Genomic DNA, 25,433 nt, shown 5'->3' with positions numbered 1-25,433 from the left:
GTATGATTATCAAATAAGTAGTATATATTAAAAGATTAATCGCTTTTAATTATATGATAAAAATTAGGGGGAATAATATGTTATACGAAAGTACAAGAGGGGGTCTTAAGTCTAAACTATCTGCTGAGGCTATTAAGATGGGGATTGCACCTGATGGAGGTTTATTTGTTCCAAGTACCCCGGTAAAGCTTAACCCTGAGGAGATATACAATTTGGTCCAAATGAGCTATCAGGAAAGGGCTGTTTTTATTCTTAAGCATTTTCTTGACGATTATTCCATAGATGAAATTACGCAATGTGTAAATTCTGCGTATACAAAAGAGAAGTTTGGTACAGATGAGATAGCACCTGTTATAAAGCTGAATGATAATGTCCATGTGCTTGAATTATGGCATGGGCCTACATGTGCATTTAAGGATATGGCACTTCAGATTTTGCCGCATTTCATGGTTAAGGCGGTTGAAAAAACAGGTGAAACTGATGAAACAGTTATTCTTGTTGCCACCTCAGGCGATACCGGTAAAGCTGCATTAGAGGGCTTTAAAGACGTTAAGGGCACCAGAGTAATTGTATTTTTCCCAAATGACGGTGTGAGTGATGTTCAGAAGATGCAAATGGTAACCCAGGAAGGTAATAACACCTATTCCATAGGGGTTTATGGAAATTTCGATGATGCACAGAATGGCGTTAAAGCTATATTTACAGATGATGAGATGAATGATAGGATGGGCAAAGGCGGCTATAAGTTTTCTTCTGCTAACTCAATAAATTGGGGAAGGCTTGTGCCTCAGATTGTTTACTATTTTTCCGCGTATGCAGATCTATTAAAAAGAAATGAGATCGAGGCAGGAGAAAAAGTAAATTTTGTTGTGCCAACAGGAAATTTTGGAAATATTTTAGCAGCATATTACGCAATGGAAATGGGACTTCCTGTTAACAAGTTGGTATGTGCATCCAATGAGAATAATGTGCTTACTGATTTTATAAATACCGGAGTCTATGACAAAAGAAGAGAATTTAAAAAGACCAGTTCGCCATCTATGGACATTTTAATATCCAGTAACCTTGAAAGATTACTATATGAAATAACAGAACACAGTTCATGGCTAATAAATGAATGGATGAAATTGCTGAAGGATGATGGTATTTATACAGTTGACTCCGATACCAAGAAGAAAATTTCAAAATACTTCTGGGGTGGGTTCTCAAGCGAAGCTGATACTTTGAAAACAATAGAATGTATTTATAATGAATATAATTATGTAGTTGATACCCATACAGCAGTGGGAATAGATGTTTATGACAAGTATGTCATATCTACAGGTGATATGACAAAAACAGTTATTGTTTCAACTGCAAGCCCATTTAAATTTAATGACAGTGTTGTAAAAGCCATTTTTGGTGAAGAAAGCATAGCTGGCAAGGATGAATTTGAGCTTTTAAGGATTCTGTCCGAAAAGTGCGGTCTTGCTATTCCAGTAGGACTTAAAGACCTTGATAAGAGGGAAATAAAACATAAAAATGTTTGTCCCAAGGAAGATATGAAAAAGGAAGTAGAGAAAATTCTTGAAATTTAAATAAGGGTATTTCAAAAATACATTATTAAAGAATTTTTTATAATGTGATTATTACAAAGAATAAATAAAAGCAAAAAGAGGTTGTCTTATAAAAGGCACCTCTTTTATTTTTAAATAACTAAAATATTAATCAATTTTAATTACATTGGCTATTGAATTTGCTGAGTTTATATGTTATTATAATTTCACGATAGAAAAACAAATGTGCGTCTATTGAGGACGGTGACAAGATGAATGAATAAGGACTCAACTTACCTGCTGGTTGATGCTTCAGTACTTCCAGAGGTTTTTTCCAAGGTGATTGAGGTAAAGCAGATACTTGGCAAAGGAAAGATAAAATCTATTAATGAAGCTGTAAAAGAGGTTGGGATAAGCAGAAGTGCATTTTATAAGTATAAGGACTATGTTTTTCCTTTTTATGAGACCTCAAGGGGTAAGGTAATGACCCTGTTTTTTGTAGTAGAAGATTTGTCGGGTATTTTATCAAGTATAATCAACCAGATAGCATTAGCTAAAGCCAATATATTAACAATCAATCAAAATATACCTATCAATGGTCTTGCTGATGTAACAATATCCATTGAAACCGCGGGTATGATTAAGGATATTAAAGAGTTGATGAATGAAATTGGAAGAATAGAAGGAGTTCGTCGTCAAGAAATCCTTGCAAGAGAGTAATAGGAGGTAAATATGATTTTTGTTGCAGTTTTAGGCTACGGAGTAGTTGGCTCAGGAGTAGTAGAAGTTATAAAGAAAAACAGGCTCAGCATAAGCCAAAGAGCCGGAGAAGAAATATATGTAAAAAAAATATTAGATATACGTGATTTTGATGATTGCCCCGACAAGGAGCTTTTAACCAAAAATTCCGATGATGTATTTAATGATGACTCAATTAGCGTTGTTGTGGAAACAATAGGCGGTAAAGGTATTGCATATGAGTTTACCAAGACGGCATTATCCAAAGGGAAGCATGTAATAACATCCAACAAGGAATTGGTTGCAACTCATGGACCTGAGCTTCTTAGAATGGCTGCAGACAATAATGTACATTATCATTTTGAGGCTAGTGTTGGTGGAGGTATACCAATTATAAGACCTTTGAACAACTGCCTCGCTGCCAATGAAATAAACGGAATTACGGGTATTTTAAACGGAACCACCAATTATATTCTCACTCAGATGAACAGGTATGGTAAGGATTTTAACACAGCATTGAAGGAGGCACAAGCCAATGGATATGCTGAAGCAGATCCCACTGCAGATATAGAGGGACATGACGCATGTAGAAAAATAGCAATATTATCATCTATTGCTTATAATGAATATATAGATTATAGAAAAATTTCTACTGAAGGAATAACAAAGCTTACACTTGCTGATATGCATTATGCAGAGATATCAGGGTCAGTCATTAAACTGATTGGCAGAAGTGAAAGGGTAGACGGAAAAATATATGCAACAGTTAGTCCTGCGTTTATAAATAAAAGTCATCCTCTTGCAAATGTAGAAGATGTATTTAATGCAATTGTTGTAAGGGGAGATGCCATAGGAGATGCTATGTTTTATGGCCGCGGAGCAGGAAAACTACCTACTGCAAGTGCTGTAGTAGCAGATGTAATTGATGTTGTAAAACACAAGGATAACAACGGTAAAAATATATGGACAATAAATACCGATGAAAATATAATGGACGCTGATTTAATGGAAACACGTTTCTATATAAGGCTAGAGGTTAAAAACCGTGATGAGGCGGAGGAACTTGTTAAAACAATGTTTGGGCAAGTAGATTGGATACCTTCTGAAATTAAAGTGGCAAAAGAAGAATTGGTTTTTATTTCTGAAAAAGAAGCTGAAGGTGTGTTAAGGAAAAAAGTGAAGGAATTAGCCCACAATTCTTGTATTAAAGAAGTTGCAGGGTTTATAAGAGTTTTAGAAGACTAGAGAAATTTTTTAGGTAGGATTAAGAATTAGGAGGAAGAGAAATGAAAGTATGTAAATTTGGAGGAACATCCCTCGCATCAGCTGAACAAATAATAAAGGTATGTGATATTATAACATCTGACCCTGAAAGAAGGCTTGCTGTTGTTTCTGCACCGGGAAAGCGTTCTAAGGAGGATATCAAGGTTACTGATTTACTTATCAGTTGTGCTGAGAAGTATATAAAAACAGGTGAAGCAGTTAATGAGATGAATGCTGTCATCGCAAGGTTTGATGATATTGCAAAAGGGTTAGGTTTGGACGGCAGTATAACAGAAGTTATAGCAGAGGATATGAAAAAAAGGTTATCAGGTCCGGTAACCCATGAAGGAATGTTTATGGATCTTTTGAAGGCTGCTGGAGAAGATAATTCGGCAAAGGTTGTTGCGGCTTACTTACAGAGCAAAGGCTATGATGCAAAGTATTTAAACCCAAAAGATGCAGGACTTTTCCTAAGTGATGAGTTTGGGAATGCAAGGGTTCTGCCTGAATCTTTCGATAACTTGAAAGCCCTTAACGATTATGAGGGAATCATTATATTCCCAGGATTTTTTGGATACTCCAAAGCAGGTGATGTGGTAACCTTCCCAAGAGGCGGTTCCGATATAACAGGATCAATTTTGGCTGCTGCCGTATGTGCTGATGTTTATGAGAACTTTACCGATGTTGACTCGGTTTTTGCAGCAAATCCAAACATTGTGCCTGATGCAAAAGCCATAAGCGTATTTACTTACAGGGAAATGAGGGAATTATCCTATGCGGGCTTTTCAGTACTTCATGAAGAGACTCTTGAGCCTGTATACAGAAAAGGAATACCTGTATGCATAAAGAATACTAATAATCCAAGTGCACCCGGAACAATGATTGTTAAGGAGAGAGGCGTAAACAGTGACCATGTTGCAGGTATAGCTGGTGATGTAGGGTTTAGCACACTATACATAAGCAAATATATGATGAACAGGGAAGTGGGGTTTGGCCGCAAAGTCCTTCAAATACTTGAAGAACAAGGATTATCATATGAACATGTTCCTTCAGGAATTGACAACATGTCGGTTGTTTTAAGGACTAAGGAGCTGACAGAAGAAAAGGAAAAGCAAGTAATAGAGCAAATAAAGAATGAGTTATCGGTTGATGATATTGAGATTGTGCCTTACCTGGCATTAGTAATGGTAGTAGGAGAGGGTATGAGGCATACAGTTGGTTTAGCGGCAAGGGCAACAAATGCTTTGTCCAAAGCCGGAGTAAATATAGAAATGATAAACCAGGGCTCATCTGAGGTTAGTATGATGTTTGGTGTTAGGGCAAATGAATGTGATATGGCAATAAAGGTGTTATACAAAGAGTTTTTTAATTAAGGAATTAGCAAAAATAAAGAATATATAAGTAAAAAAATACATCCTTCTTGATAAAAGGGGGATGTATTTAATTTTTTAATGCCAGGAAATTATTGTGGATGCTACATCCAAATTTCTCTGCATTAAAAAAGCTCGATATTAATCGAGCTTTATGCTAGAATCTTTTTAATTATCTGATTAATGATTTTTCCATCAGCTCTACCCTTAACTTTTGGCATTACAGCTTGCATAACCTTGCCAATATCTTTCATTGATGAAGCACCTGTTTCTTGAATTGTCTCTTTAATAATGTTTTCAAGTTCTTCTTCTGAAAGCTGTTCAGGTAGATATTTCAGTAAAACATCTATTTCAGTCTTAAGATTATCGATAAGATCCTGTCTGCCGCTTTTTTCGAATTCAGAAAGGGAATCTCTTCTCTTTTTGACTTCTTTGCCAATAACATCAATTATACTATCATCATCAAGGGTTATTCTACTGTCTTTTTCCACTTGAAGAATTGCTGACCTGACCATTTGGATAGCATTTTTCTTAAGAGTGTCCTTTTCCCTCATGGCAGTTTTCATATCTTCAAGCAGTGTTTCCTTAAGGGACATAAGATAGCCTCCTATTTAATGGCTTATTTAAATTTTCTTTTTCTTGCAGCCTCGGATTTTTTCTTTCTCTTAACACTAGGCTTTTCGTAGTGCTCCCTTTTCCTGATTTCAGATAATACGCCAGCTTTCGCGCATTGTCTTTTAAACCGCTTAAGAGCACTTTCTAGGGATTCGTTTTCCTTAACCCTTACTTCAGACATGCATTTCCCTCCCTCCGATGGTAGCAATTGTGCCAAGAATAAGCTTTTATCACTATTCTGTCTAATTATGGGAATAAGACAAAGTGAAGCACATATTATATTATATCTCAACTACCAAAATAAAGTCAATAGAAATTTAGTACTAAACTAGCCTTATTTCAAGGAATTGTGGCTTTTATTACCTATTAGTAAAATTTCTATAAAAATTAAGTAATATATAATTATTTCATAGATACCAATCAACGTAGTTTGGTATCTATGAACAAGTACATAACATTATATATAATATTTAAGGAAATTACAATAAGTTTGGCCCTAAATTTTTTCCACCAATCAAATGGTAGTGCAGGTGGAAAACTGTCTGGCCTCCATCAGCACCGCAATTATTGATTAATCTGAAGCCGCTGTCTTTAATTCCGAGGTCTGCTGCAATTTTTTTAGCTGCCATATGAATGTCTATCAAATAAGAAGAGTTGCTTTCATCAACTTCATTTATATTTGATATATGCTGCTTTGGTACAATTAAAACATGTACAGGAGCTACAGGGTTTATATCTTTAAAAGCATAGACTTTGTCGTCTTCGTAAACTGCTGTTGAAGGAATTTCCTTATTTATAATTTTACAAAATATACAATCGCTCATGTTAGGCCCTCCCTTAGTTTTATATATGGAATAAGTAAATTATCTTTATTTAATTTGAGCCTCGATTACTTTTATACTATACTCCAAGGCGTCTTTTATCTTAGAGGCATCCTTACCGCCGGCCTGGGCCATATCTGGACGTCCGCCGCCGCCGCCGCCTGCTATTTTAGCTGTTTCCTTGATAATATTACCGCAGTGGATTCCCTTTGCTAGACAATCTTTTGTTGCCGTAACAACAAAGTTTACCTTGTCCTCATAATTGGAAGCGATTACTACAACACCTGAGTCAATCTTGTTTTTAAGCATGTCAGAAGTGTTTCTGAGTCCGTCCATATCAAGGCCATCATACTTAGCTGTAATAACTTTTACTCCTTTAACATCAACTGCATTTGAAAGGATGTCATCAATTGAACCTGCTACAAGCTTACTTCTGAGCTGTTCAATTTCCTTTTGTCCGGTCTTTATATCATTTGTTAATATTTCAACTTTTTTAATGCAGTCGGTAGGACTGGATTTTAAAGCTGCTGCAACGTCGTTTAAGAGCTTTTCCTTTTGGCTATAGTATTGTATTGCACCTAGACCTGTAAGTGCCTCAATTCTCCTTACACCTGCTGCAACACCGCTTTCACTGACTATTTTTATAAGTGATGCCTGTGAGGTCATGGAAAGGTGAGTTCCTCCACATAATTCCATGCTGTAATCACCGATCTTAACAACCCTTACCGTGCTGCCGTACTTCTCGCCAAAGAGTGCTGTTGCACCTAATTTCTTCGCTTCATCGAGACTCATTTCAGTTGCAGATACAGGGAGGTTTTCTAATATCTTTTCATTTACTTCATTTTCTATTCTCTCCAGTTCTTCATCTGTAACAGGAGAAAAATGTGAGAAGTCAAATCTAAGCCTGTTAGGTTCTACCAGAGAACCGGCCTGATTTATATGGCTTCCCAGCACATTTCTAAGAGCTTTTTGCAATAGATGTGTAACAGTATGGTTTCTGGCAGTGGACATTCTGCTTGCCACATCAACCTTTGCAGTTATAGATGATCCTTTTTCAAGGAGTCCCTTTTCTACAATTCCGATATGCAGGAATTTACCATCAGCAGTCTTTCTACAATCGTTAACCTTGAAAAGTACATTTTTTGCTTGCAGATAGCCGGTATCACCTGCCTGACCACCGCTTTCGCCGTAGAATGCAGTCTTATCAAGTATTATAACAGCTTCATCGCCTTCCTGAATGTTATCAACCAGCTGACCATCTTTTACAATATATAAAATATTAGAATCACACTCAAAACTACCATACCCTAGGAATTCCGTTTTTATAGATTTATCAAGTGTTGAGTAAATATTATCATCCCATCCGGCACCATCTTTGTTGCCTTGGGCAATTTTAGCTGCTGTTTTTTGTTTTTCCATTTCAGCCCTAAATTCTTCTTCGTTTACTGAAAAACCATTTTCTTCTGCTATTTCACGTGTAAGATCAAAAGGGAAACCAAAAGTGTCATGCAGCTTAAACGCCTTATCACCTGAGAGCACTTTATCACTACTGGATTTTAGATCGCTGATATATCCATTTAATATTGCAAGTCCCTGATCAATGGTGTGTTGGAACTTTTCTTCTTCTATTTTAATTACCTTCTGAATATATTCAGCTTTTTCAAACAGCTCTGGATAAGCCTCTTTTGATTCGTTTATTACCACCATTGCCAGATTGTAAAGGAATTGACCCTCAACGCCAAGGAGCTTGCCGTGTCTTGCGGCTCTTCTTAAAAGCCTCCTTAAAACATAGCCTCTTCCTTCATTAGATGGTATAACACCATCAGAAACCATCATTGTTGTGCTTCTGATATGGTCGGTAATAACCCTGATTGATACGTCAGTCTTATTGTTTTCACCGTATTTAACCTCTGCAATACTGCACACATTATTAAGGACATTCCTTACAGTATCCACCTCAAAAAGATTATTTACATCCTGCATGATGCAAGCAAGCCTTTCAAGTCCCATTCCGGTATCGATGTTAGGATTTGCAAGCCTGGTATAGTTACCTTCATCATCTCTGTTAAATTGTGTGAAAACCAAGTTCCAGAACTCTATATATCTGTCGCAGTCACAGCCTACTTTACAATCTGGACTGCCGCATCCTTTGTCTTCACCTCTGTCAAAATATATTTCTGAACAAGGACCGCAAGGACCTGTGCCAATCTCCCAGAAGTTGTCCTTCTTACCCATACGAACTATCTTTTCGGCAGGTATACCGACGGATTTAGTCCATATTTCAAAGGCCTCATCGTCATCCTCATAAATTGACACCCAAAGCCTCTCAACAGGGATCTTCAAATCTTTGGTAACAAATTCCCAAGCCCAGGGAATAGCTTCATTTTTAAAATAGTCTCCGAAGGAAAAGTTTCCTAACATTTCGAAAAAAGTACCATGCCTTGCTGTTTTTCCTACGTTTTCAATGTCAGGTGTCCTGATACATTTTTGACAGGTAGTGACTCTTTTTCTAGGAGGCTCTTCTTTTCCTGTAAAGTACGGCTTTAAAGGAGCCATACCCGAATTTATAAGTAAGAGACTTGCATCATTCTGAGGGACAAGCGGAAAGCTGGGGAGGCGTAAGTGGCCCTTGCTTTCAAAAAAACTCAAATATCTTTCTCGCAGCTCATTTAAACCTAGTTTTTGCATTGTTATTCTTCCTCTCAAGTATTCTTATATTAATTTGCTTATGTAACTCATCATAATTAGAAGTAACTTCAGCTATAAATTTTGCTCAAGTGTTGACGAATGACCAAAAGTTATTTTAGCTTAGTATTCATCCTGGATTTACATAAAGCATATAACGTATCAAAGCTTGGGAAATTAAAAAATGTATATTAATAAATATATAAAAGATGGCCTTTAGTGTCAAGACTGACGAGAAATTATACTATTGCTTCAACTGACCTTTTTAAAATGACTTTTATAATTGCAAATATGGGAACAGAAACAAGCATTCCGATAATTCCGAAAAACTCACCGCCTATAAGAACAGCAACAATTGTAGTTAGTGGGTGAAGGCCAAGCTTTCCTTCAATTATCTTGGGGGATATGAATGCATTATCTATCTGTTGAACCAATGAAAAAATAATAATGGTCCACAGTGCTTTTATTGGAGATTCGATTAAAGCCAGTGCAACAGCCGGCAGGCAACCTAAAAATGGCCCGAAGTAAGGTATTATATTTGCGATTCCACCGATCAGACCTAGTATGAAGGGATACTTGGAATTAATAAGCAGGAGTCCTAATGCCTCTAATACTCCTACAATAAGTGCAGTTAGAAGCTGGCCTTGAATAAAGTTGGATAAAATCTGGTTAATTTCTCTTCCAGTATTAATAAGCCCGTTACGCCATTTTCTTGGAACAAGTGAAAGGAATCCATCCCTGAAAGATTTAGAGTCTTTAATAAAATAGTATGCAATAATCAGAGACAGTGTAAGGTCAAAAAATATAGTAACTGCTTTCATGGTCGTATTTAAGCCTTTTGAGAGGGTACGCATGATGAAGTCCTGCAATTTACCTGAACCATTCTGAATTTCATTGAGAATGGCATTTTTTATTTCGGGTGACCATTTACTTGATTGAATATTGGATATGTAGCTATTGAACAACTTTTGGTATTTACCTGTAAACTCCGGGAGTTTATCCATAATTTCTTTTGTGTTGGCAATAAGCTCAGGGATAATAAAAATTGTCGTAGCAATTATTGCCGAGGTTAAAACAATATAAATTAAAATTATACTTAAGGAGCGTGGAATGTTTTTTGTTTCCATTTTTAATACCAATGGTTTTAGTGTGTAGGCAATTATTATGGCAATAAAAAAAGGAATGACGATATCTATAATCTTATCTTTATTCCTTATTATAAACAGGCATGATAAAGTTAATGCTGATATTAGAACTATATATATTAATAGTTTTCTTTTAAAATGCATCATACGCCACCTTTTTGGAATAAGAATTGATAAGGAGACTTCAAAAAATTTACAAACCACCTGAATAAACACTTTACTATCTGTAAAGATACCGAACTGTAATATACAATAGATCTTATATAAAACTGTACAGTTCGGTATCTATATGTTTTGAAATAATTATTTTACAATTTAATGTTATTATCTTAATAAATCTATCATATCGCCTATTGCATTACTTGTTCGTCTAACCATGTTCCTGCCAGCTCTCATCATACGCCTTCTGCTTCTGGGCTTCATCATATCTGAATTTTTCATCATTCCTATAGATGCACCTATTAAGCCGCCTAAAACTAGTCCTCTTGTAAAACCACCTCTCATATATTCACCTCTTTTCTTCTTTTTCACATGGAAGTAGCTTTTTTATAAGACCACCGCCTGTGTTTTGCATTTCATCAATAGCTTCTTTATCAACCAGAATGTTTTCTTCACTAAACTCAACCTTACCGAATAACGGGATTATATTTCTGCCTTGCATTATATCGTAAACAAGGCAATCAGAGAGCTCAAGACCTTCAATGGTCCCTGTCTTATAATCAAATAATATATCTTTAACGGTTCCGAAATCTTCACCTGACTTTGAGTATATGCGCAACCCCATAAGATTGCCTTTTTTGCCTAGGTTTTCGTTTTTCTCCAGCTCACTAATTTTTTTGGTGCATGAGCAATCATTGACAATTACAGCATCTTTACCCATACTTAAAACTTCTTCCAACGGGATTGCTTTCTTACTGATATGACATCCCGTTCGTTCGAGCAAGACAGCTCTAACTTTTTTGTATTTTGGGAAAAAAACCAAATCGCATACGGTGCCTATTTTCTTTCCGTCATCAACACATATCACAGGTAATCCCATTACCTCGCTATATCTTTCCAAAATGCCCTCCTATTTATTATTATTTTTATTATTTCAATGTTCACATAAAAAAATTCATAATAAAGCATTTGACTACAATTGCATTTTTATATAATATTATATAAATAAATTATCTTTAATTTATGTAAAGAAAATAATGGTAAAGAAAATAATGGCATTGCATTGGCTAATTTATACAATGTGATGTGCAAAATAGATATTTGAGGGGCGGATAAAATGTATAGCTTATATGAAAAGTTGGGGATCAGGATTCCTACGGTACTGATGCCTGGAAAAGAAAATAATATGGAAAAGTGGGCGGTAGTGGCTTGTGACCAGTATTCATCCCAGCCTGAATACTGGCAAAAGGCAGACCAGATTGTAGGGGAGAGTCCATCCACTTTAAAGTTGATTCTTCCAGAGGTTTATTTGGGAAAGGCTGAAGAATCAAATAAAATCAACGAAATAAATAAAAATATGATTGAATACGTGGAAAATGGAGTTTTGGAAGAACAGAACCCGGGTTTTATTCTTATCGATAGAAAAACTTCCCATGCCGAATCGAGAAAGGGATTAATCGTTCTTATGGACCTTGAGAAATACAATTACAATGAAGGATCCCAATCTCAAATAAGAGCTACAGAGCGTACAGATGTCAACAGACTTCCGCCCAGAATAAAAATAAGGCAAAATGCAAGTTTGGAATTGCCTCATATTATGGTGCTGATAGATGATCCGGATAAAACCGTTATCGAGCCTTTGTTTGATATGAAAGATAAATTGACATGCCTTTATGACTTTGAATTAATGCTCAGCGGAGGACATATTAAGGGGTATAAGATAGAAAATAAAGAAATTACTGACAATATTTTAAGTGCCATAGAAAAGCTTGCAGATCCTGAAGACTTTAAAAAGAGATATGGAGTAGGAGATGAAAAGGGTGTATTGCTTTTTGCAGTTGGAGATGGCAATCACTCACTTGCTTCAGCAAAAGCACACTGGGAGAATGTCAAGAAATCTTGTACTGAAGAGGAAAAGGAATCTCATCCGGCAAGATTTGCATTAGTTGAACTGGTTAACGTTCATGATGAGGGCATTAAGTTTGAGCCTATTCACAGGGTTGTTTTTAATATCGGACTGGATGATTTTGTTGGTAAAATGCAAAATTTTTATGGAGAATCTGCAAAGATAGAACTTATAAAGTGCAGTTCGAAACACGACATGAAAGTTAAGCTTGATAGTATGCCAAAAGATAAAGGTGTTCATAACCTTCCGCTTATAGCCGGCACATGCTTTGCTATAATAAAGGTTGAATGTCCAAAATGCAACCTTGAAGTTGGTACTTTGCAGTTGTTTCTTGATCAGCTTATTGTGGACGATAAAAATGTTGAAATAGACTATATACATGGAGAAGAAGTTGTTGATTCTCTCGGCGGCAAAAGCGGAAATATAGGGTTTTACCTGCCTGTAATGGATAAAAATGATCTTTACAAGACTGTTGTATTAGACGGAGTTTTGCCAAAGAAGACATTTTCCATGGGAGAAGCTGAAGAAAAGCGATTTTATCTTGAATGCAGAAAGATAGTCTAAATAGATCATTTTATGAATTAATACGACGTCACTAAGGCATGATTGAAATATTACTTCCGCTTTCTACGCGGATGTTGATGAGTTAAGTCAACACCTGAGAGAAATTTATAGCGGAAGTTATTTTTTCATTATGCCTTAGCTTGTTCTTGGTGACGTTTAAATTGTTTTTTTAATGGCAATATAATATAATTACAATTACATAATATAGATACCGAATTGTAAAGTTATATATCAGTTGGATATCTACAAGTACTTATTTGCAATAAAAAATTTATAATTTGTTGGAGGCAGCACCATGTATGATACGATGAGCAGAATAAAAGAGACAGCAGAATTTATAAGTACCAAGCTTACCATTAAACCGGAGATTGCTGTAATATTGGGTTCGGGCTTAGGACCTCTGGCAGAACGAATAGAAGACAGGCAAGAGATTGAATACAGTGATATCCCCAATTTTCCTATTACAACGGTGGAAGGTCACGCTGGCAAATTGATAGCTGGTTCACTTGGAAGTAAGAAGATTCTGGCTTTAAAGGGAAGGTTTCACTACTATGAGGGATATGATATTTCACAGGTAGTTTTTCCGGTAAGAGTATTAAAGCAAATGGGAATTAACAATATAATAGTCACAAACGCAGCAGGCGGGATCAATAAAAACTTTAAGCCCGGAGACATAATGGCAATAACAGACCATATAGGATTGTTTGCACCTTCCGCACTTAGGGGAAAAAATATTAATGAATTCGGTCCGAGATTTCCGGATATGACAGAGGCATATGACAAGGATGCTGTTGATCTTATAGAAAAGGTTGCAGCGGCACTTGGAATAGAAATAAAAAAGGGAGTCTATGCCTATGCTAAGGGACCAATGTTTGAAACCCCGGCAGAGATAATTGCACTTCGTGCTATGGGTGCTGATGCTGTAGGCATGTCTACCGTTCCAGAGGTTGTCACTGCAGTTCATTCAGGCATGAAGGTTCTAGGTATATCATGTATTACAAATATGGCTGCCGGGATACTCAACCAGAAGCTGAATCATGAGGAAGTTATACAAACAACAAGGGATGTTGAAAATAAATTTGTTTCAGTGGTTATGAAGTTTGTTGAAAGCTGGCGTATATAAGCAAAAGGATCTGAGTGGTGTGTTTTGAATGAAATTAGCTATAAATAACTATAAATTTAATGAATTTAAAAGAAGTAGTGTTTGATAATGTTGCCTTAGTGATATATAATGTTTATGTATAAGATTAATTTTCTAGACATTAAAAATCCGAGGTGTTATTGTGGAAAAAGAAATTCTTACAATGGAAGAGGCTGCTGAGCTTTTTAGTGTAAGTGTTAAGACATTTATAAAGCTTCTTAAAGAGGAAAAGGTACCAGCAAGGAAAATCGGCAGGGAATGGAGATTTAGCAGGCAGGCACTTATTAACTGGCTGTCTGTTGGAGACTCCCAGCAATATTCTGCAAGCGAAGGTGAGGCAAAGGATTTTTTTAATGATGTTGCTTCAAAGTGGGAAGAGTTAAGACAGGATTATTATGATGAATCTATCAAGAATAAACTGATTGATTTGGATATAATAAATAATAATATGCTGGTGGTTGACCTTGGTGCAGGCGATGGCTATATTTCAAGAGAGGTATCAAAGATTGCCCAAAAAGTAATTGCTGTAGATATTTCAGGTGAAATGCTAAAAGAACTGCAAAAGAAAGCTAGTGATGAAGGAATAAAAAATATTGAAACGGTGGAAAGCGATGGTCTTGATGTTCCCGTGCCTGAGGCATGCGGGGATGTGGTGTGTGCAAGTATGTATCTGCATCATATAGCAGATCCTGAAATGGCAATAAAAGAGATGAAAAGAATCTTAAAGCCGGGTGGAAAAGTTTTTTTGGCAGATTATAACGAGCACTCTGATAAAGAATTGGTGGAAAAAATGCATGATATATGGCAGGGGTTTAGCGAAGATGATTTAAAAATGTGGTTTAAAGCTTCCGGGTTTAAGAAAGTAAGAATTGAGAAGCTTGCAGGCCGCACTAGGAAATCGGGCAAATCCATACCGGGTGCAGGCATTTTTATTTTAACTGCTGAGAAATAATATTTGATGGGGGTTTTAAGATGGGTAAGGTACTGGTTTGTGGTTCAATAGCTTATGATAACATAATGGATTTTCCCGGATTGTTTAAAGAACAGATATTGCCGGATAAAATTCACTCTTTGAACGTAAGCTTTCTTGTAAAGAGCATGAAAAGGGTAAAGGGTGGTACAGCACCTAATATTGCGTACAGCCTTTCACTTTTGGGTGAGAAGCCTATGATATTAGGTACTGCAGGGAAGGATTTCTACGAGTACAGGGATTGGCTCGATAAAAACGGCGTTGATACAAGCCATATAAAAATAGCCGAAGATGATTATACAGCAACGTGTTATATAACAACTGATAATGTTAATAATCAAATAACCGGGTTTTATCCTGGTGCCATGGCTCTGGATCCTCAATTGTCATTAAAAGATATGGATTTAACAGGCATATCATTGGTTATTATCGCACCTACAGAGCCTGAAGCTATGACTAAATGGACAACAGAATGCCAGCAACTTGGAATTTCCTATATATATGATCCAGGTATGCAAATACCCAGGTTGTCTCCAAAGGATCTTAAAGACGGCATTTTGGGAGCAAAAATTGCAATATTCAATGAGTATGAATATGACCTTATGAAAGAAAAGACAGGCCTTTCTAAGGACCAAATTTTAGGCAGTGTTGATATTTTGATAGTGACCATGGGAGAAAAAGGATCTCTGATATCCGGAAGGAATCAGATGGTTCAGGTAAGTGTAGCAAAGCCCAAAAGAGTTGTTGATCCAACTGGAGCCGGTGATGCTTTCAGAGCAGGGCTCATAAAAGGATACCTTGAGGGTTCATCATTGGAGAAAATGGGTAGATATGCAAGTGTATCAGCTGTTTTTGCCGTTGAACATAAAGGTGCGACAGAGCACCACTATACAATTGATGAGTATAAAGCAAGATATAAGGAAAACTATGGGGAAGTATAGATTGTTGAATTAATATAATATAGATATCGAACTGCAAAGCTATATATAAGTTCGGTTTCTATAAAATAAAAGAACTTTATTATGAGGGAAATAATTTATGAACATTTTGTTGAAGAATATTGGTATTATAACAGGCGGTATTGATAATCCTCATATAGAAGAAGGCTTTGTAGGCATAAAAGATGACATTATTGATTTTGTTTGTTCTGCAGATGAACTGCAGCCTGAATTTAAGGCTCAGAAGGTAATAGACGGAAAAAACAAACTGGTTATGCCGGGACTTATAAATACCCATACCCACTCCAGCATGACAGTGATGAGAAATTATGCCAATGACCTATCTTTGCATGAATGGCTCTTTGACAATATCTTTCCTGTTGAGGCTTGCCTTACGGGAGAGGACATATATTGGGGAGCAATGCTTGGGATTGCAGAAATGATAAAAACAGGAACAACCACATTTACAGATATGTATCTGGATATGAACGAGGTTGCAAGAGCAGTTATAGAATCAGGCATTAGAGCAAATCTGTCCATAAGTCCTATAAAGTTCAATGCACAAGAAGGTAATAAAATCATTGATGAGACAAGTAAGGTTTATGATTTTTACAAATATTGGCATAACAAAGATGATGGAATGTTAATAGTCAGCCTTGAGGTTCACTCAACCTACCTTTTTAACAGGGAATGGCTCAATAAGTCCTCAGAGATTGCAAAGGATCTTGGAATAGGTATTCAGATACATATACAGGAGACTAAAAGAGAGCTTTTAGAGTCAATTGAGAAACATGGCATTACTCCTTCAAGGATGTGCCTTGAAACCGGTATATTTGATGTTCCTGTAATTGCAGCACATTGCGTACATCTAACCGATGATGACATGGATATATTAAAAGCCAAAAATGTTAGTGTAGCCCATAATCCTACAAGCAATTTGAAGCTTGGTAGCGGGATTGCACCTATTCCAAGCCTTTTAGAGCGTGGAATAAATGTTACTATTGGAACTGATGGAGCTGCAAGTAACAATAACCTTAACATGTTTGAAGAGATGCATATAGCAGCGTTGCTGCATAAAGGCTATAAAAATGAACCTGCTCTGGTCAATGCAAGGGAAGCTATTACAATGGCAACTTCAAATGGGGCTGTTGCAAATGGACTTGGAGGGGTTACCGGAGTTATAAAAAAGGGAATGAAAGCAGACCTTATAATTATTGATATGAACAAGCCTCACCTATGCCCTGTAAACGATCCGATAGCAGCTGTTGTATACTCAGTTCAGGGTTCCGATGTTGAAACAAGTATAATAAACGGTAAAATAGTTATGGAGAACAGGGTGCTTACTATCATTGATGAAGAGCTTGTAATGAGCAAAGTTAGAGAAGTAGCAAAAAGGGTTATTAAATGAGGTGATAATTTGAGTAAAGCGGATCTAATATTTATTAAAATGTGCAGGGATATATTAGAGAATGGGGTTTCATCCGAAGGTGAAGTTGTAAGGGCAAAGTGGTCTGATGGCACTCTTGCACATACCATAAAGAAGTTTGGTGTTGTTAACAGGTATGATTTGAATGAAGAATTTCCTATTATGACATTGAGACCTACCAACCTTAAAGCTGCTATTGATGAAGTGTTATGGATTTGGCAGAAGAAGTCAAACGATATCAAGGAGCTTAATAGCAGAATATGGGATAGTTGGGCTGATGAAAACGGCTCAATAGGAAAAGCTTACGGCTACCAGCTTTCTATAAAACATAAGTACCCCGAAGGTTATTTTGATCAGGTGGACAGGGTCTTGTATGATCTTAAGAACAATCCGTACAGCAGAAGAATAATTGTCAATATGTACAACCATGAGGACTTAAATGAAATGAATCTTTATCCGTGTGCATACAGTATGACATTTAATGTTACGGGAAGAAAGCTTAATGCAGTTTTAAACCAAAGATCCCAGGATATACTTGTTGCAAACAATTGGAATGTATGCCAGTACGCAGCATTGGTACATATGTTTGCAAGGGTAAGTGGCCTTGAAGTTGGAGAACTTGTTCATGTTATTGCAGATGCTCATATATACGACAGGCACATCCCACTCATAAATGAGCTGTTGGAAAGGCAGATATATGATGCACCAAAGCTTTTAATAAATCCAGATAAGGACGATTTTTATAAGTTTACTGTTGATGATTTTGTACTTCAAGGGTATCAAAAAGGTACGCAGATAAAAATACCTGTTGCAGTATAGAATTAATTATTAATTATATAAAAAGTGATCAGAGATGTTGTAGAAAAGACAAATTTACAGTAAAATCTACAGTGGAATTGAGAAATATCATACAATAAAAAGGTGATTTTATGAAAGCGATTGTAAACGTAGATTTGAATTGGGGTATAGGATGTAATGGAAAACTTCTTGTAAGAATTCCTGAAGACATGAGATTTTTTAAACAAACAACCCTTGGAAAGATAGTAGTTATGGGAAGAGAAACTTTCGAGTCTCTGCCTGGAGGACTGCCGCTTATAGATAGGACTAATATTATCCTTAGCAGAAATAATGATTATAATCCTAGCGGTGTAATTAAATGCAGTTCTATTTTTGATTTAAACTTAAAGCTCAGCCAATATAATTTTGACGATGTTTTTGTCATAGGAGGGGAAACTGTATACAAACAGCTGCTGCCGTTTTGCAGCGAGGCCTATGTAACAAAAGTTCAAACAAAATTTGGAGCGGACAAGTTTTTTGTAAATCTGGATTTGGAAGATGATTGGGAATTGATTGAGGAAAGTGATGCTAAGGCATATAATGATATAAACTTCAGGTTTTGTAGATATATTAATAAAAAAATATTGTAAAATAAATTAAGAAAATACTTGACATATCAATTAAGATTTTGATATCATTATTTAGTAAAATAAAGAAGAAGTTATCCGCTTCTCACCTTACGGATATTATTTGTAAGGTTAATAGTGAAAGTTAATCGGTAAGTCTAACTTAGCTAAAAGAGCGGATCCATTATGATCTGCTTTTATTTGTTTTGCCGAGTATAATTTGTTCGTGGAATCTATTTTGGAGGTGTTTGGTTATTAGCAAAGAAGAATTGATGATAAATGAGGAAATCAGAGATAAAGAAGTCAGACTGATTGATAGTGATGGTACTATGCTAGGAATTATTTCTTCAAAAGAAGCTCAGAAACTCGCAAGCTCGAAGAATCTTGATTTGGTTAAAATTGCTCCTCAAGCGGTTCCGCCTGTTTGCAGGATAATGGACTATGGCAAGTACATGTTTGAACTTGCAAAAAAAGAAAAAGAAGCTAGGAAAAATCAAAAGGTTATAAGCATTAAGGAAGTAAGGGTTTCAGCCTCCATTGAAGATCACGATTTTAACTTTAAAGTAAAGAATGCTTGTAAATTTTTGAAAGATGGAGATAAAGTTAAAGTCAGTGTCAAATTCCGAGGCAGAGAAATGAATTACACCTCATTAGGCGAAGAAGTACTCGGTAAATTTGCTGAAGCGGTTGAAGAAGTTGCTACTGTTGAAAGAAAGCCTAAGCTTGAAGGTAAGAGTATGATTATGATACTTAACCCAAAGCAGCAGTAATATAGGATTTAAGGAGGAAAAATAAAAATGCCTAAGATTAAGACGCACAGCTCTTCAAAAAAGAGATTTAGTTTGACTGGAACTGGTAAGGTTAAGAGAGCTAAAGCTTTTAAGCGCCATATTTTGAACAAAAAAACTACTAAGAGAAAGAGAAACTTGAGGAAATCAGCTATTGCATCGCCTGCTAATGCAGCAACTGTTAAAATGTTGATTCCATATAAGTAGAAGGAGGTTTAATCAATGTCAAGAGTAAAAGGTGCGGTTAGAACCCGTGCAAGACATAAAAAGATTCTCAAACTTGCAAAAGGATATTTTGGAGCAAAAAGCAAACTCTTTAGGTTAGCTAATCAGGCTGTTATGAAGTCCTTGGTATATGCATACAGGGATAGAAGAGCTAAGAAAAGGGATTTTAGAAAATTGTGGATTTCAAGAATAAATGCAGCTGCTAGAGTAAATGGATTAAGCTACAGCAAGTTTATGAGCGGAATCAAGAAGTCAGGAATTTCTTTAAATAGAAAAGTTCTTGCTGATATGGCTGTTAATGATGCTCAAGCATTTGCACAGTTAGCAGAAAAAGCAAAGAGTGTAGTTAAGTAAGAAATGAATAAAATATTACTTATGATTTAAGAATTACAATAGAACTTTAAAATAATGGGCTCGCAAGAGCCTTTTATTATTATATCAAAGAAATTGAACAGGCCGAGGGTTAGTATGGATTTTATAACAAGTAATCAAAATTCACTTATAAAGGAAATAAAAGCACTGGAAATACGAAAGAACAGGGAAGAAAAAGGGCTTTTTATTGCAGAAGGACTAAGGTTTGTTGAGGAAGCGGTAAAAGAGAAGGCTCAGATAGATAAAATTGTTGTTTCCAATATGTTTTTAGAAAGCAAAACAGGACTGGATATCATTGATAAGATTCATAATATGGGATTATCCTGCTATACGGTATCGGACAAAATTTTCAAGGAAATATCCGATACCCAGACACCCCAGGGTATATTAGCTGTTATAAAAAAGAAGGACGCGGAGTTATGCGACATTATAAAAAGCAATAATAAAATAGTTATACTTGAGTCTCTCCAGGATCCAGGAAATATGGGAACAATAATAAGAACAGCCGATGCTGCAGGAATGACAGGAGTAATTTTGTCAAAAGGGTGCGTTGATGTGTATAACCGTAAAGTCCTTAGATCAACAATGGGATCGGTTTTTCATTTGCCCATTCATCGAACCGATGACTTTGTAGGTGTCATAAATCAATTAAAAGAAAAAGGGATTAAAGTTTATGCTTCACATTTAGATGGCAGTATGAACTATTATGATATTGATGAATGTCATAATGCAGCCGTAATCATAGGCAATGAAGCAAATGGAATAAGTGATGAAGCAGCAATGGCAGCAGATTATCTTATCAAAATACCTATGCCTGGAAGAGCTGAATCCCTTAATGCATCAGTTGCTGCAGGCATATTGATGTACGAGTTCTTTAGAAAATCAATATAATTATAGATACCCAAATGGTAGAATTTTGCAGTTCAGGCATGTTGAAAATATAACTTCCCGTATAATTTCGCTTTCTAAGTTAACTTAACTCGTGAACACAAGCTCAAAACGGTAAGTAATATTTCAATCATGCCTTAGTATCTTTTAGATTAGATGTGTTATTATTCTTGCGATGCCTGTATTTTATAATCTCCTATCCGCTTCATCACTTCATTAGAAACCCATGACGCAATTGCAATTTTAATTATGTCCCATGGCAAAAATGCCAAAAATCCTGTAAGAAGTATTCCGGTAACATCTGCATTTGCACCGCCTATAAACTTTGTGTGGATTATAAGATAAGCTACCCCTAAGGTGTAGCAGCTTAATATACCCATAAATGATGATATAAGAAGCTTAGTAAAAGTTATACCCTTAGAATCAAAAATCTCCTTCATTTTGCCGGTTATAAAGGCTGCTACAGCGAAACCGACAATATATCCGAAGGTAGGTTTTAAAATGTAGCCGGGGCCTCCGCCTCCCGTAAACACGGGAAAGTTTGCAAGGCCTATGGCAATATAAACTAACTGGGAAAGCATTCCTAGTTTTGAACCTAGCAGTAATCCGGACAAAATAACAAAGAAAATCTGAAGTGAAAAGGGCACCAGTGGAAAAGGAATCCTGATAAATGCACCTATACAGGTTAAAACAGCAAACATTGAAACTAAAACCATCTTATGTACCTTGCTCAAATTAAAACCTCCAATTGTTAACTAAATTTTCATGTATGGTTAACAATTATTATAGGAGTAATTTATAATATTGTCAACTACATATTGTTACGAAAAAGATCTTACATTAACAAATGCAGTTGAATCGCCTGCATTTGCATTAAAGAAATGAATTTACTGCAACATATTAATCAAGTAAAATGTTTTCCAATAATTAAAAATGTAAAATGATTATTTCAAGACATATGATATAAGAATTGTTTCTGAAGAGTTTAAGCTATTCTTTTTCCTTAACAACCTTCTTGGATTTATTAGGACAAACTACAGTGAATAGACCGCCAAAACCTATACAGGAATAGAATGTAATTATTCTCCATAGAAGCATTGCAGTGAAGACTGCATTACCTTCGAAGAAAAAATGAAAGAAGGTATATGAACTTATCTCAGCACCGCCTGCTGCACCGGGAAGCGGTATTATGGATATTACTGTAGCAATAAATACTGCTGCAGCAAAAAGTTCAAAATAACTTGATGATCCGCCGCCAAATCCTCTATAAATCAAATAGGGGATTGAAAAGAAGAAGGATAACTGAATCATGGTTAATATAAAAAGCTTAATAAGTAGCTTTGGATTCTTTTTTAAAAGATAAGCATTATCATGGAACTTGGATAGTGAATTTTCAAGGTTCTTTTCAGCTTCTACCTCATCACCCTTAAAAATTTTTATCTTTTTTAATGTCTTAAATATAAATTTCAGTATTCTTTCAGTCAAGGTTCGGTTATAGGAGAATAACATGGATATACCGATCATGGAAGCATGAACTCCCAATCCTAAAACAGTGAAAGGAAATAAAAAAGGAACCTTGGCACTAAAGTCTTTATATGTAAATAAAATTACCACTAACGAATATATCGTAAGTACAGACTGAAATGCGACAAATTTAATCATTACTATTGAACTTGCATTTCCGGAATTAATACCGTTTTTCATCATATACACAACCTGTGCCGGTTGTCCGCCTGTTTGAAAAGGTGTTATGGAGTTGAAAAATTGGCCAACCATTGTATATGAAAAGGAATGACTAATCTTTTCCTTAATACCATGGAAAACAGAAATTACATGAAGAGATAAGGACTCAAAAAACCAATACAAAAACATGAAAGCAAGTGAAAGAATTATCCAGCGTGCATCGAGTTTGGAAATTTGCTGCAGGAAATTTCCGAAACTCTGAGTTGAAAAAACCACAACAAATGGTACTGCAAGTGATATTAAAATTATTATGAGATTAAAAATGTTTTTTTTCACGAATATACCTCTTTAAGTTGTTTTTGTAATAAAGGCCTCAAAGATTATAAAGCTGCTTTTGGGCTCTCTTTTTGCTCTTTTCTGTTAACACTGTCATAAAAGGATTTCCACATGGACAGCACATTTTCTTCCGAATAAAACTGGTGGCCTTTCCAGGATTGGTTTTCCCAGTATGATCTGATCAAAACATCATCACTCATGGCTCGTATTATATCTGTAAATTCTTTTACATTGCTACCTTTTTGATAATAATCAAAGAAAACATCAGGATAGATGTCAAGGTCCCTTAATAAAATAGGTAATTTACAGTTAAAAGCCTCGAGAATGGTCATAGGAAATAATTCACTGTAAGATGGAAGAAAAAGGACGTTAGCAATATTGTAAAGCTCATTCATATGCTCTCTATCCAATATACCTGGAAATTCAACGTTTGAAGGAGGATCATCTACTATTTTTTTTAGTTCCTTATAACCTGCTGTTATACGCCCGAAGGAAAAGCCGCCTGCCCAGATAAAGCGTATATTGCTAAGATTTTTTGCTGTTTCAATAAAATCCATTACGCCTTTTCTTGTTTGGACCTGCCCAACACCTAATACCACAAACTCATTTTCCCCGATACCATATTTTCTCCTTATTTCCAGCTTCTTATCCGGCTTTATTGGATAAAAATTTTTAATAGATACGAAATTAGGTATATATGTTATCTTGCTCTCATTAACGCCATAATTTTTTAGGAGCTTTATAAAATATGGATTAACTGTTACAAGATAATCCATTTTTTTGTAGAATGAAATAATGTACTTGTAAAAAATTTTCTTTATTAGGGTAGGAAATTCAAGACTCCCGTCAACAGTTTCAGGAAGGAGGTGAACATAACCTACATTAACTCCTTTGAACTTTGCAAGTGAAGAAAGAAAATAAAATTGTAAATCAAACGTGTGGTAATGCATTATATCGGCTAATTTAAGTTTATTTGTAACAACGGCATACCGATCTCCAAGGCCTTTTCTTACAAGCTCTACCTGCTCCAAATAAGCGGAACCGACTCCCTGTCCTTTGATTTTATCAGCGGAAGAGAGCATATTTATTAAATACATCAGTAGTTATTCTCCTTTTACAATATTATGCGTATACTTAAGGTATTCCTTACGCACCGCTTCTTGGGGTCCTAATACTGAAGCTTTTAAATTTCTTACGGAAATTATAACCCCTTTTCCTTATCTTTTTATGACTTTCCAGTATTTCATTGTAAAGATTCTCAATATTCTTTCCAAACTCTTCTGAGGAGAAAATTTCAACAGTCCGTCTAGCATTTTTAGCATAGCTCTTTGCAAGCTTTTTATCTGTTAACACTTCTATTATAGTCTCAGACAGCTCATTTTCATATTTAAATATTCTACCGTTTTTATTATTCTGAATGATACCATCTATGTTCCTGTCGTACCTTGCTATTATAGGCACATCCGATGCCATGGCTTCTATTAATGTAAGTCCTTGGGTTTCAGTGATAGAGCAGCTTACAAATACGTCACCAAGCCTGTAGAACATTCCGATTTTCTCCCAGGGTTGAACCCCTGTAAATATAACGGACTTTTCTATTTCAAGTTCCGATGTTAACTCTTTAAGATCATCTGTGGCTTGGCCATCTCCAACAATAAGAAATTTAACATTAGGTATCTTTTTTATTATTTCAGGCATCTGTCTTAATGCAATGTCAATACTCTTTTCCTTATCTATTCTTCCTACAAACAGCATTACAGGATCGTCCTTTTTTATACCAAGGATTTCCTTTAATGCCATAAGGTCATTTTTTGAGTATTTATCTTCGCTGAATCTATCTAAGTTTATTCCTGTAGGAATTATTTTAATAGGACTTTTTACTCCGTATTCATACAATATATCATAAGTCTTTTTGGATGGTGCAATAACAGCATTGCAAGCATTACAGAAATTCCGGCTTAATATTTTAACAATATCGTCGGTAGTTTTTTTGAATTTGTTTTTGGAGATATAGTGTACATAATCCTTCCAAAGTGTATGGTAGGTATGTATTAATGGTATTCCAAGCTGTTTGGACATGATTGTACCGAATATGCCAAGAGAGAATTCCGATTGGGTGTGAATAATATCAAGCTTTAAACGCTTTACCCCCTTAGCTGCTCTGTTAGAATAAAACAAACCAACCCTTCTGGATTTATAGAAAATAAATGCCATGCTTGGTAATCTGAATACACCAGGGCGCTTCTTTGTAATACTTGGGTTCGATATAGTAAATATATATACGTTATGTCCTCTTTTTTTTAGTTCGTCTGACAACATATCTATTGATGTAACAACGCCACTTACATCCGGGTGATATGTATCGGTGAATATTCCAATGTTCATTAAATTTACCTCTTTCCAGTAAAAATCTGATCTTTCAGAATGTACCTCACATTAACTCCCGTAGTATCATCTGTATT

At 35.7% G+C, this 25,433-nt stretch carries 26 protein-coding genes and 1 other annotated feature; of the genes, 15 read left to right on the top strand and 11 right to left on the bottom strand.

Annotated elements, in window-relative coordinates; translation table 11 throughout:
- The first annotated feature begins 77 nt into the window (after positions 1 to 77).
- From thrC to Bccel_RS16860, 4 genes are all read left to right on the top strand, one after another.
- Positions 78 to 1,577, top strand: a complete 1,500-nt coding sequence (gene thrC / locus Bccel_RS16875; protein WP_036944626.1) for a threonine synthase — start codon at positions 78 to 80, stop codon at positions 1,575 to 1,577.
- 234 nt (positions 1,578 to 1,811) lie between these two features.
- Positions 1,812 to 2,255, top strand: coding sequence for an ACT domain-containing protein (locus Bccel_RS16870; protein WP_036944628.1), 444 nt, complete (start codon positions 1,812 to 1,814; stop codon positions 2,253 to 2,255).
- A gap of 12 nt (positions 2,256 to 2,267) precedes the next feature.
- Positions 2,268 to 3,518, top strand: coding sequence for a homoserine dehydrogenase (locus Bccel_RS16865; RefSeq protein WP_036944629.1), 1,251 nt, complete (start codon positions 2,268 to 2,270; stop codon positions 3,516 to 3,518).
- Between the two features lie 41 nt (positions 3,519 to 3,559).
- Positions 3,560 to 4,909 (top strand): aspartate kinase, encoded by a 1,350-nt coding sequence (locus Bccel_RS16860; protein ID WP_036944631.1) that lies wholly within the window; start codon positions 3,560 to 3,562, stop codon positions 4,907 to 4,909.
- Between the two features lie 149 nt (positions 4,910 to 5,058).
- Here the strand turns inward: Bccel_RS16860 and Bccel_RS16855 are convergent, their stop codons facing one another.
- From Bccel_RS16855 to Bccel_RS16825, 7 genes are all read right to left on the bottom strand, one after another.
- Positions 5,059 to 5,502: a GatB/YqeY domain-containing protein gene (locus Bccel_RS16855; RefSeq protein WP_036944632.1), complete on the bottom strand. Its 444-nt coding sequence runs from the start codon at positions 5,500 to 5,502 to the stop codon at positions 5,059 to 5,061.
- A 23-nt stretch (positions 5,503 to 5,525) separates the two neighbouring features.
- A complete protein-coding gene (gene rpsU, locus Bccel_RS16850; protein ID WP_036944633.1) occupies positions 5,526 to 5,702 on the bottom strand; it encodes a 30S ribosomal protein S21 in 177 nt (58 codons plus the stop codon).
- Positions 5,703 to 6,000: 298 nt separating this feature from the next.
- Positions 6,001 to 6,345, bottom strand: a complete 345-nt coding sequence (locus Bccel_RS16845) for a histidine triad nucleotide-binding protein (protein WP_036944635.1) — start codon at positions 6,343 to 6,345, stop codon at positions 6,001 to 6,003.
- Between the two features lie 45 nt (positions 6,346 to 6,390).
- Positions 6,391 to 9,030, bottom strand: coding sequence for an alanine--tRNA ligase (gene alaS, locus Bccel_RS16840; protein ID WP_036944636.1), 2,640 nt, complete (start codon positions 9,028 to 9,030; stop codon positions 6,391 to 6,393).
- A 236-nt stretch (positions 9,031 to 9,266) separates the two neighbouring features.
- Complete coding sequence (locus tag Bccel_RS16835; protein ID WP_322787011.1) at positions 9,267 to 10,319, bottom strand: AI-2E family transporter; 1,053 nt, start codon at positions 10,317 to 10,319, stop codon at positions 9,267 to 9,269.
- A 177-nt stretch (positions 10,320 to 10,496) separates the two neighbouring features.
- On the bottom strand, positions 10,497 to 10,676 hold the full coding sequence (locus Bccel_RS16830) for a hypothetical protein (RefSeq protein ID WP_036944639.1): 180 nt from the start codon (positions 10,674 to 10,676) through the stop codon (positions 10,497 to 10,499).
- Between the two features lie 4 nt (positions 10,677 to 10,680).
- A complete protein-coding gene (locus Bccel_RS16825; RefSeq protein WP_050753576.1) occupies positions 10,681 to 11,232 on the bottom strand; it encodes a PRC-barrel domain-containing protein in 552 nt (183 codons plus the stop codon).
- A gap of 216 nt (positions 11,233 to 11,448) precedes the next feature.
- On the opposite strand from Bccel_RS16825, the gene Bccel_RS16820 reads away from it, so the two are divergent.
- From Bccel_RS16820 to rlmB, 11 genes are all read left to right on the top strand, one after another.
- Positions 11,449 to 12,801, top strand: a complete 1,353-nt coding sequence (locus tag Bccel_RS16820; protein ID WP_036944642.1) for a DUF1015 domain-containing protein — start codon at positions 11,449 to 11,451, stop codon at positions 12,799 to 12,801.
- Positions 12,802 to 13,096: 295 nt separating this feature from the next.
- Entirely contained in the window at positions 13,097 to 13,924 is an 828-nt protein-coding gene (locus Bccel_RS16815) for a purine-nucleoside phosphorylase (protein ID WP_036944643.1), read from the top strand.
- A 160-nt stretch (positions 13,925 to 14,084) separates the two neighbouring features.
- Positions 14,085 to 14,894 carry a methyltransferase domain-containing protein gene (locus Bccel_RS16810; protein WP_050753575.1) on the top strand — a complete coding sequence of 270 codons (810 nt, stop codon included), beginning with the start codon at positions 14,085 to 14,087 and terminating at the stop codon, positions 14,892 to 14,894.
- Between the two features lie 20 nt (positions 14,895 to 14,914).
- Positions 14,915 to 15,853: a carbohydrate kinase family protein gene (locus Bccel_RS16805; RefSeq protein ID WP_036944645.1), complete on the top strand. Its 939-nt coding sequence runs from the start codon at positions 14,915 to 14,917 to the stop codon at positions 15,851 to 15,853.
- 97 nt (positions 15,854 to 15,950) lie between these two features.
- Complete coding sequence (locus Bccel_RS16800) at positions 15,951 to 17,258, top strand: amidohydrolase (RefSeq protein WP_036944646.1); 1,308 nt, start codon at positions 15,951 to 15,953, stop codon at positions 17,256 to 17,258.
- A gap of 9 nt (positions 17,259 to 17,267) precedes the next feature.
- Positions 17,268 to 18,095, top strand: coding sequence for a thymidylate synthase (gene thyA / locus Bccel_RS16795; RefSeq protein WP_036944647.1), 828 nt, complete (start codon positions 17,268 to 17,270; stop codon positions 18,093 to 18,095).
- A 110-nt stretch (positions 18,096 to 18,205) separates the two neighbouring features.
- On the top strand, positions 18,206 to 18,703 hold the full coding sequence (locus Bccel_RS16790; protein ID WP_036944649.1) for a dihydrofolate reductase: 498 nt from the start codon (positions 18,206 to 18,208) through the stop codon (positions 18,701 to 18,703).
- A 56-nt stretch (positions 18,704 to 18,759) separates the two neighbouring features.
- Positions 18,760 to 18,888, top strand: a sequence feature (ribosomal protein L20 leader region).
- Between the two features lie 63 nt (positions 18,889 to 18,951).
- Complete coding sequence (infC, locus tag Bccel_RS16785; RefSeq protein WP_036944687.1) at positions 18,952 to 19,449, top strand: translation initiation factor IF-3; 498 nt, start codon at positions 18,952 to 18,954, stop codon at positions 19,447 to 19,449.
- A gap of 27 nt (positions 19,450 to 19,476) precedes the next feature.
- Positions 19,477 to 19,674: a 50S ribosomal protein L35 gene (gene rpmI, locus Bccel_RS16780; protein ID WP_036944650.1), complete on the top strand. Its 198-nt coding sequence runs from the start codon at positions 19,477 to 19,479 to the stop codon at positions 19,672 to 19,674.
- Positions 19,675 to 19,689: 15 nt separating this feature from the next.
- Entirely contained in the window at positions 19,690 to 20,046 is a 357-nt protein-coding gene (gene rplT, locus Bccel_RS16775; protein WP_036944651.1) for a 50S ribosomal protein L20, read from the top strand.
- 114 nt (positions 20,047 to 20,160) lie between these two features.
- Positions 20,161 to 20,955 carry a 23S rRNA (guanosine(2251)-2'-O)-methyltransferase RlmB gene (rlmB, locus tag Bccel_RS16770; RefSeq protein WP_036944653.1) on the top strand — a complete coding sequence of 265 codons (795 nt, stop codon included), beginning with the start codon at positions 20,161 to 20,163 and terminating at the stop codon, positions 20,953 to 20,955.
- A gap of 161 nt (positions 20,956 to 21,116) precedes the next feature.
- Here the strand turns inward: rlmB and Bccel_RS16765 are convergent, their stop codons facing one another.
- The 4 genes from Bccel_RS16765 to Bccel_RS16750 form a co-directional block, all read right to left on the bottom strand.
- Positions 21,117 to 21,686 (bottom strand): biotin transporter BioY, encoded by a 570-nt coding sequence (locus tag Bccel_RS16765; RefSeq protein WP_242853177.1) that lies wholly within the window; start codon positions 21,684 to 21,686, stop codon positions 21,117 to 21,119.
- 256 nt (positions 21,687 to 21,942) lie between these two features.
- Positions 21,943 to 22,971, bottom strand: coding sequence for a lysylphosphatidylglycerol synthase transmembrane domain-containing protein (locus Bccel_RS16760; RefSeq protein ID WP_036944654.1), 1,029 nt, complete (start codon positions 22,969 to 22,971; stop codon positions 21,943 to 21,945).
- A gap of 44 nt (positions 22,972 to 23,015) precedes the next feature.
- Positions 23,016 to 24,068 carry a glycosyltransferase family 4 protein gene (locus tag Bccel_RS16755; RefSeq protein WP_036944656.1) on the bottom strand — a complete coding sequence of 351 codons (1,053 nt, stop codon included), beginning with the start codon at positions 24,066 to 24,068 and terminating at the stop codon, positions 23,016 to 23,018.
- A gap of 49 nt (positions 24,069 to 24,117) precedes the next feature.
- Entirely contained in the window at positions 24,118 to 25,356 is a 1,239-nt protein-coding gene (locus Bccel_RS16750) for a glycosyltransferase family 4 protein (protein WP_050753574.1), read from the bottom strand.
- Positions 25,357 to 25,433: the final 77 nt, after the last annotated feature.

The sequence above is a fragment of the Pseudobacteroides cellulosolvens ATCC 35603 = DSM 2933 genome (assembly GCF_001262605.1).
GTDB classification, from domain to species: Bacteria; Bacillota; Clostridia; order Acetivibrionales; family DSM-2933; genus Pseudobacteroides; species Pseudobacteroides cellulosolvens.
Note: the sequence above shows the minus strand (reverse complement) of the source record. Positions and strands in the feature narration are given on the sequence as shown.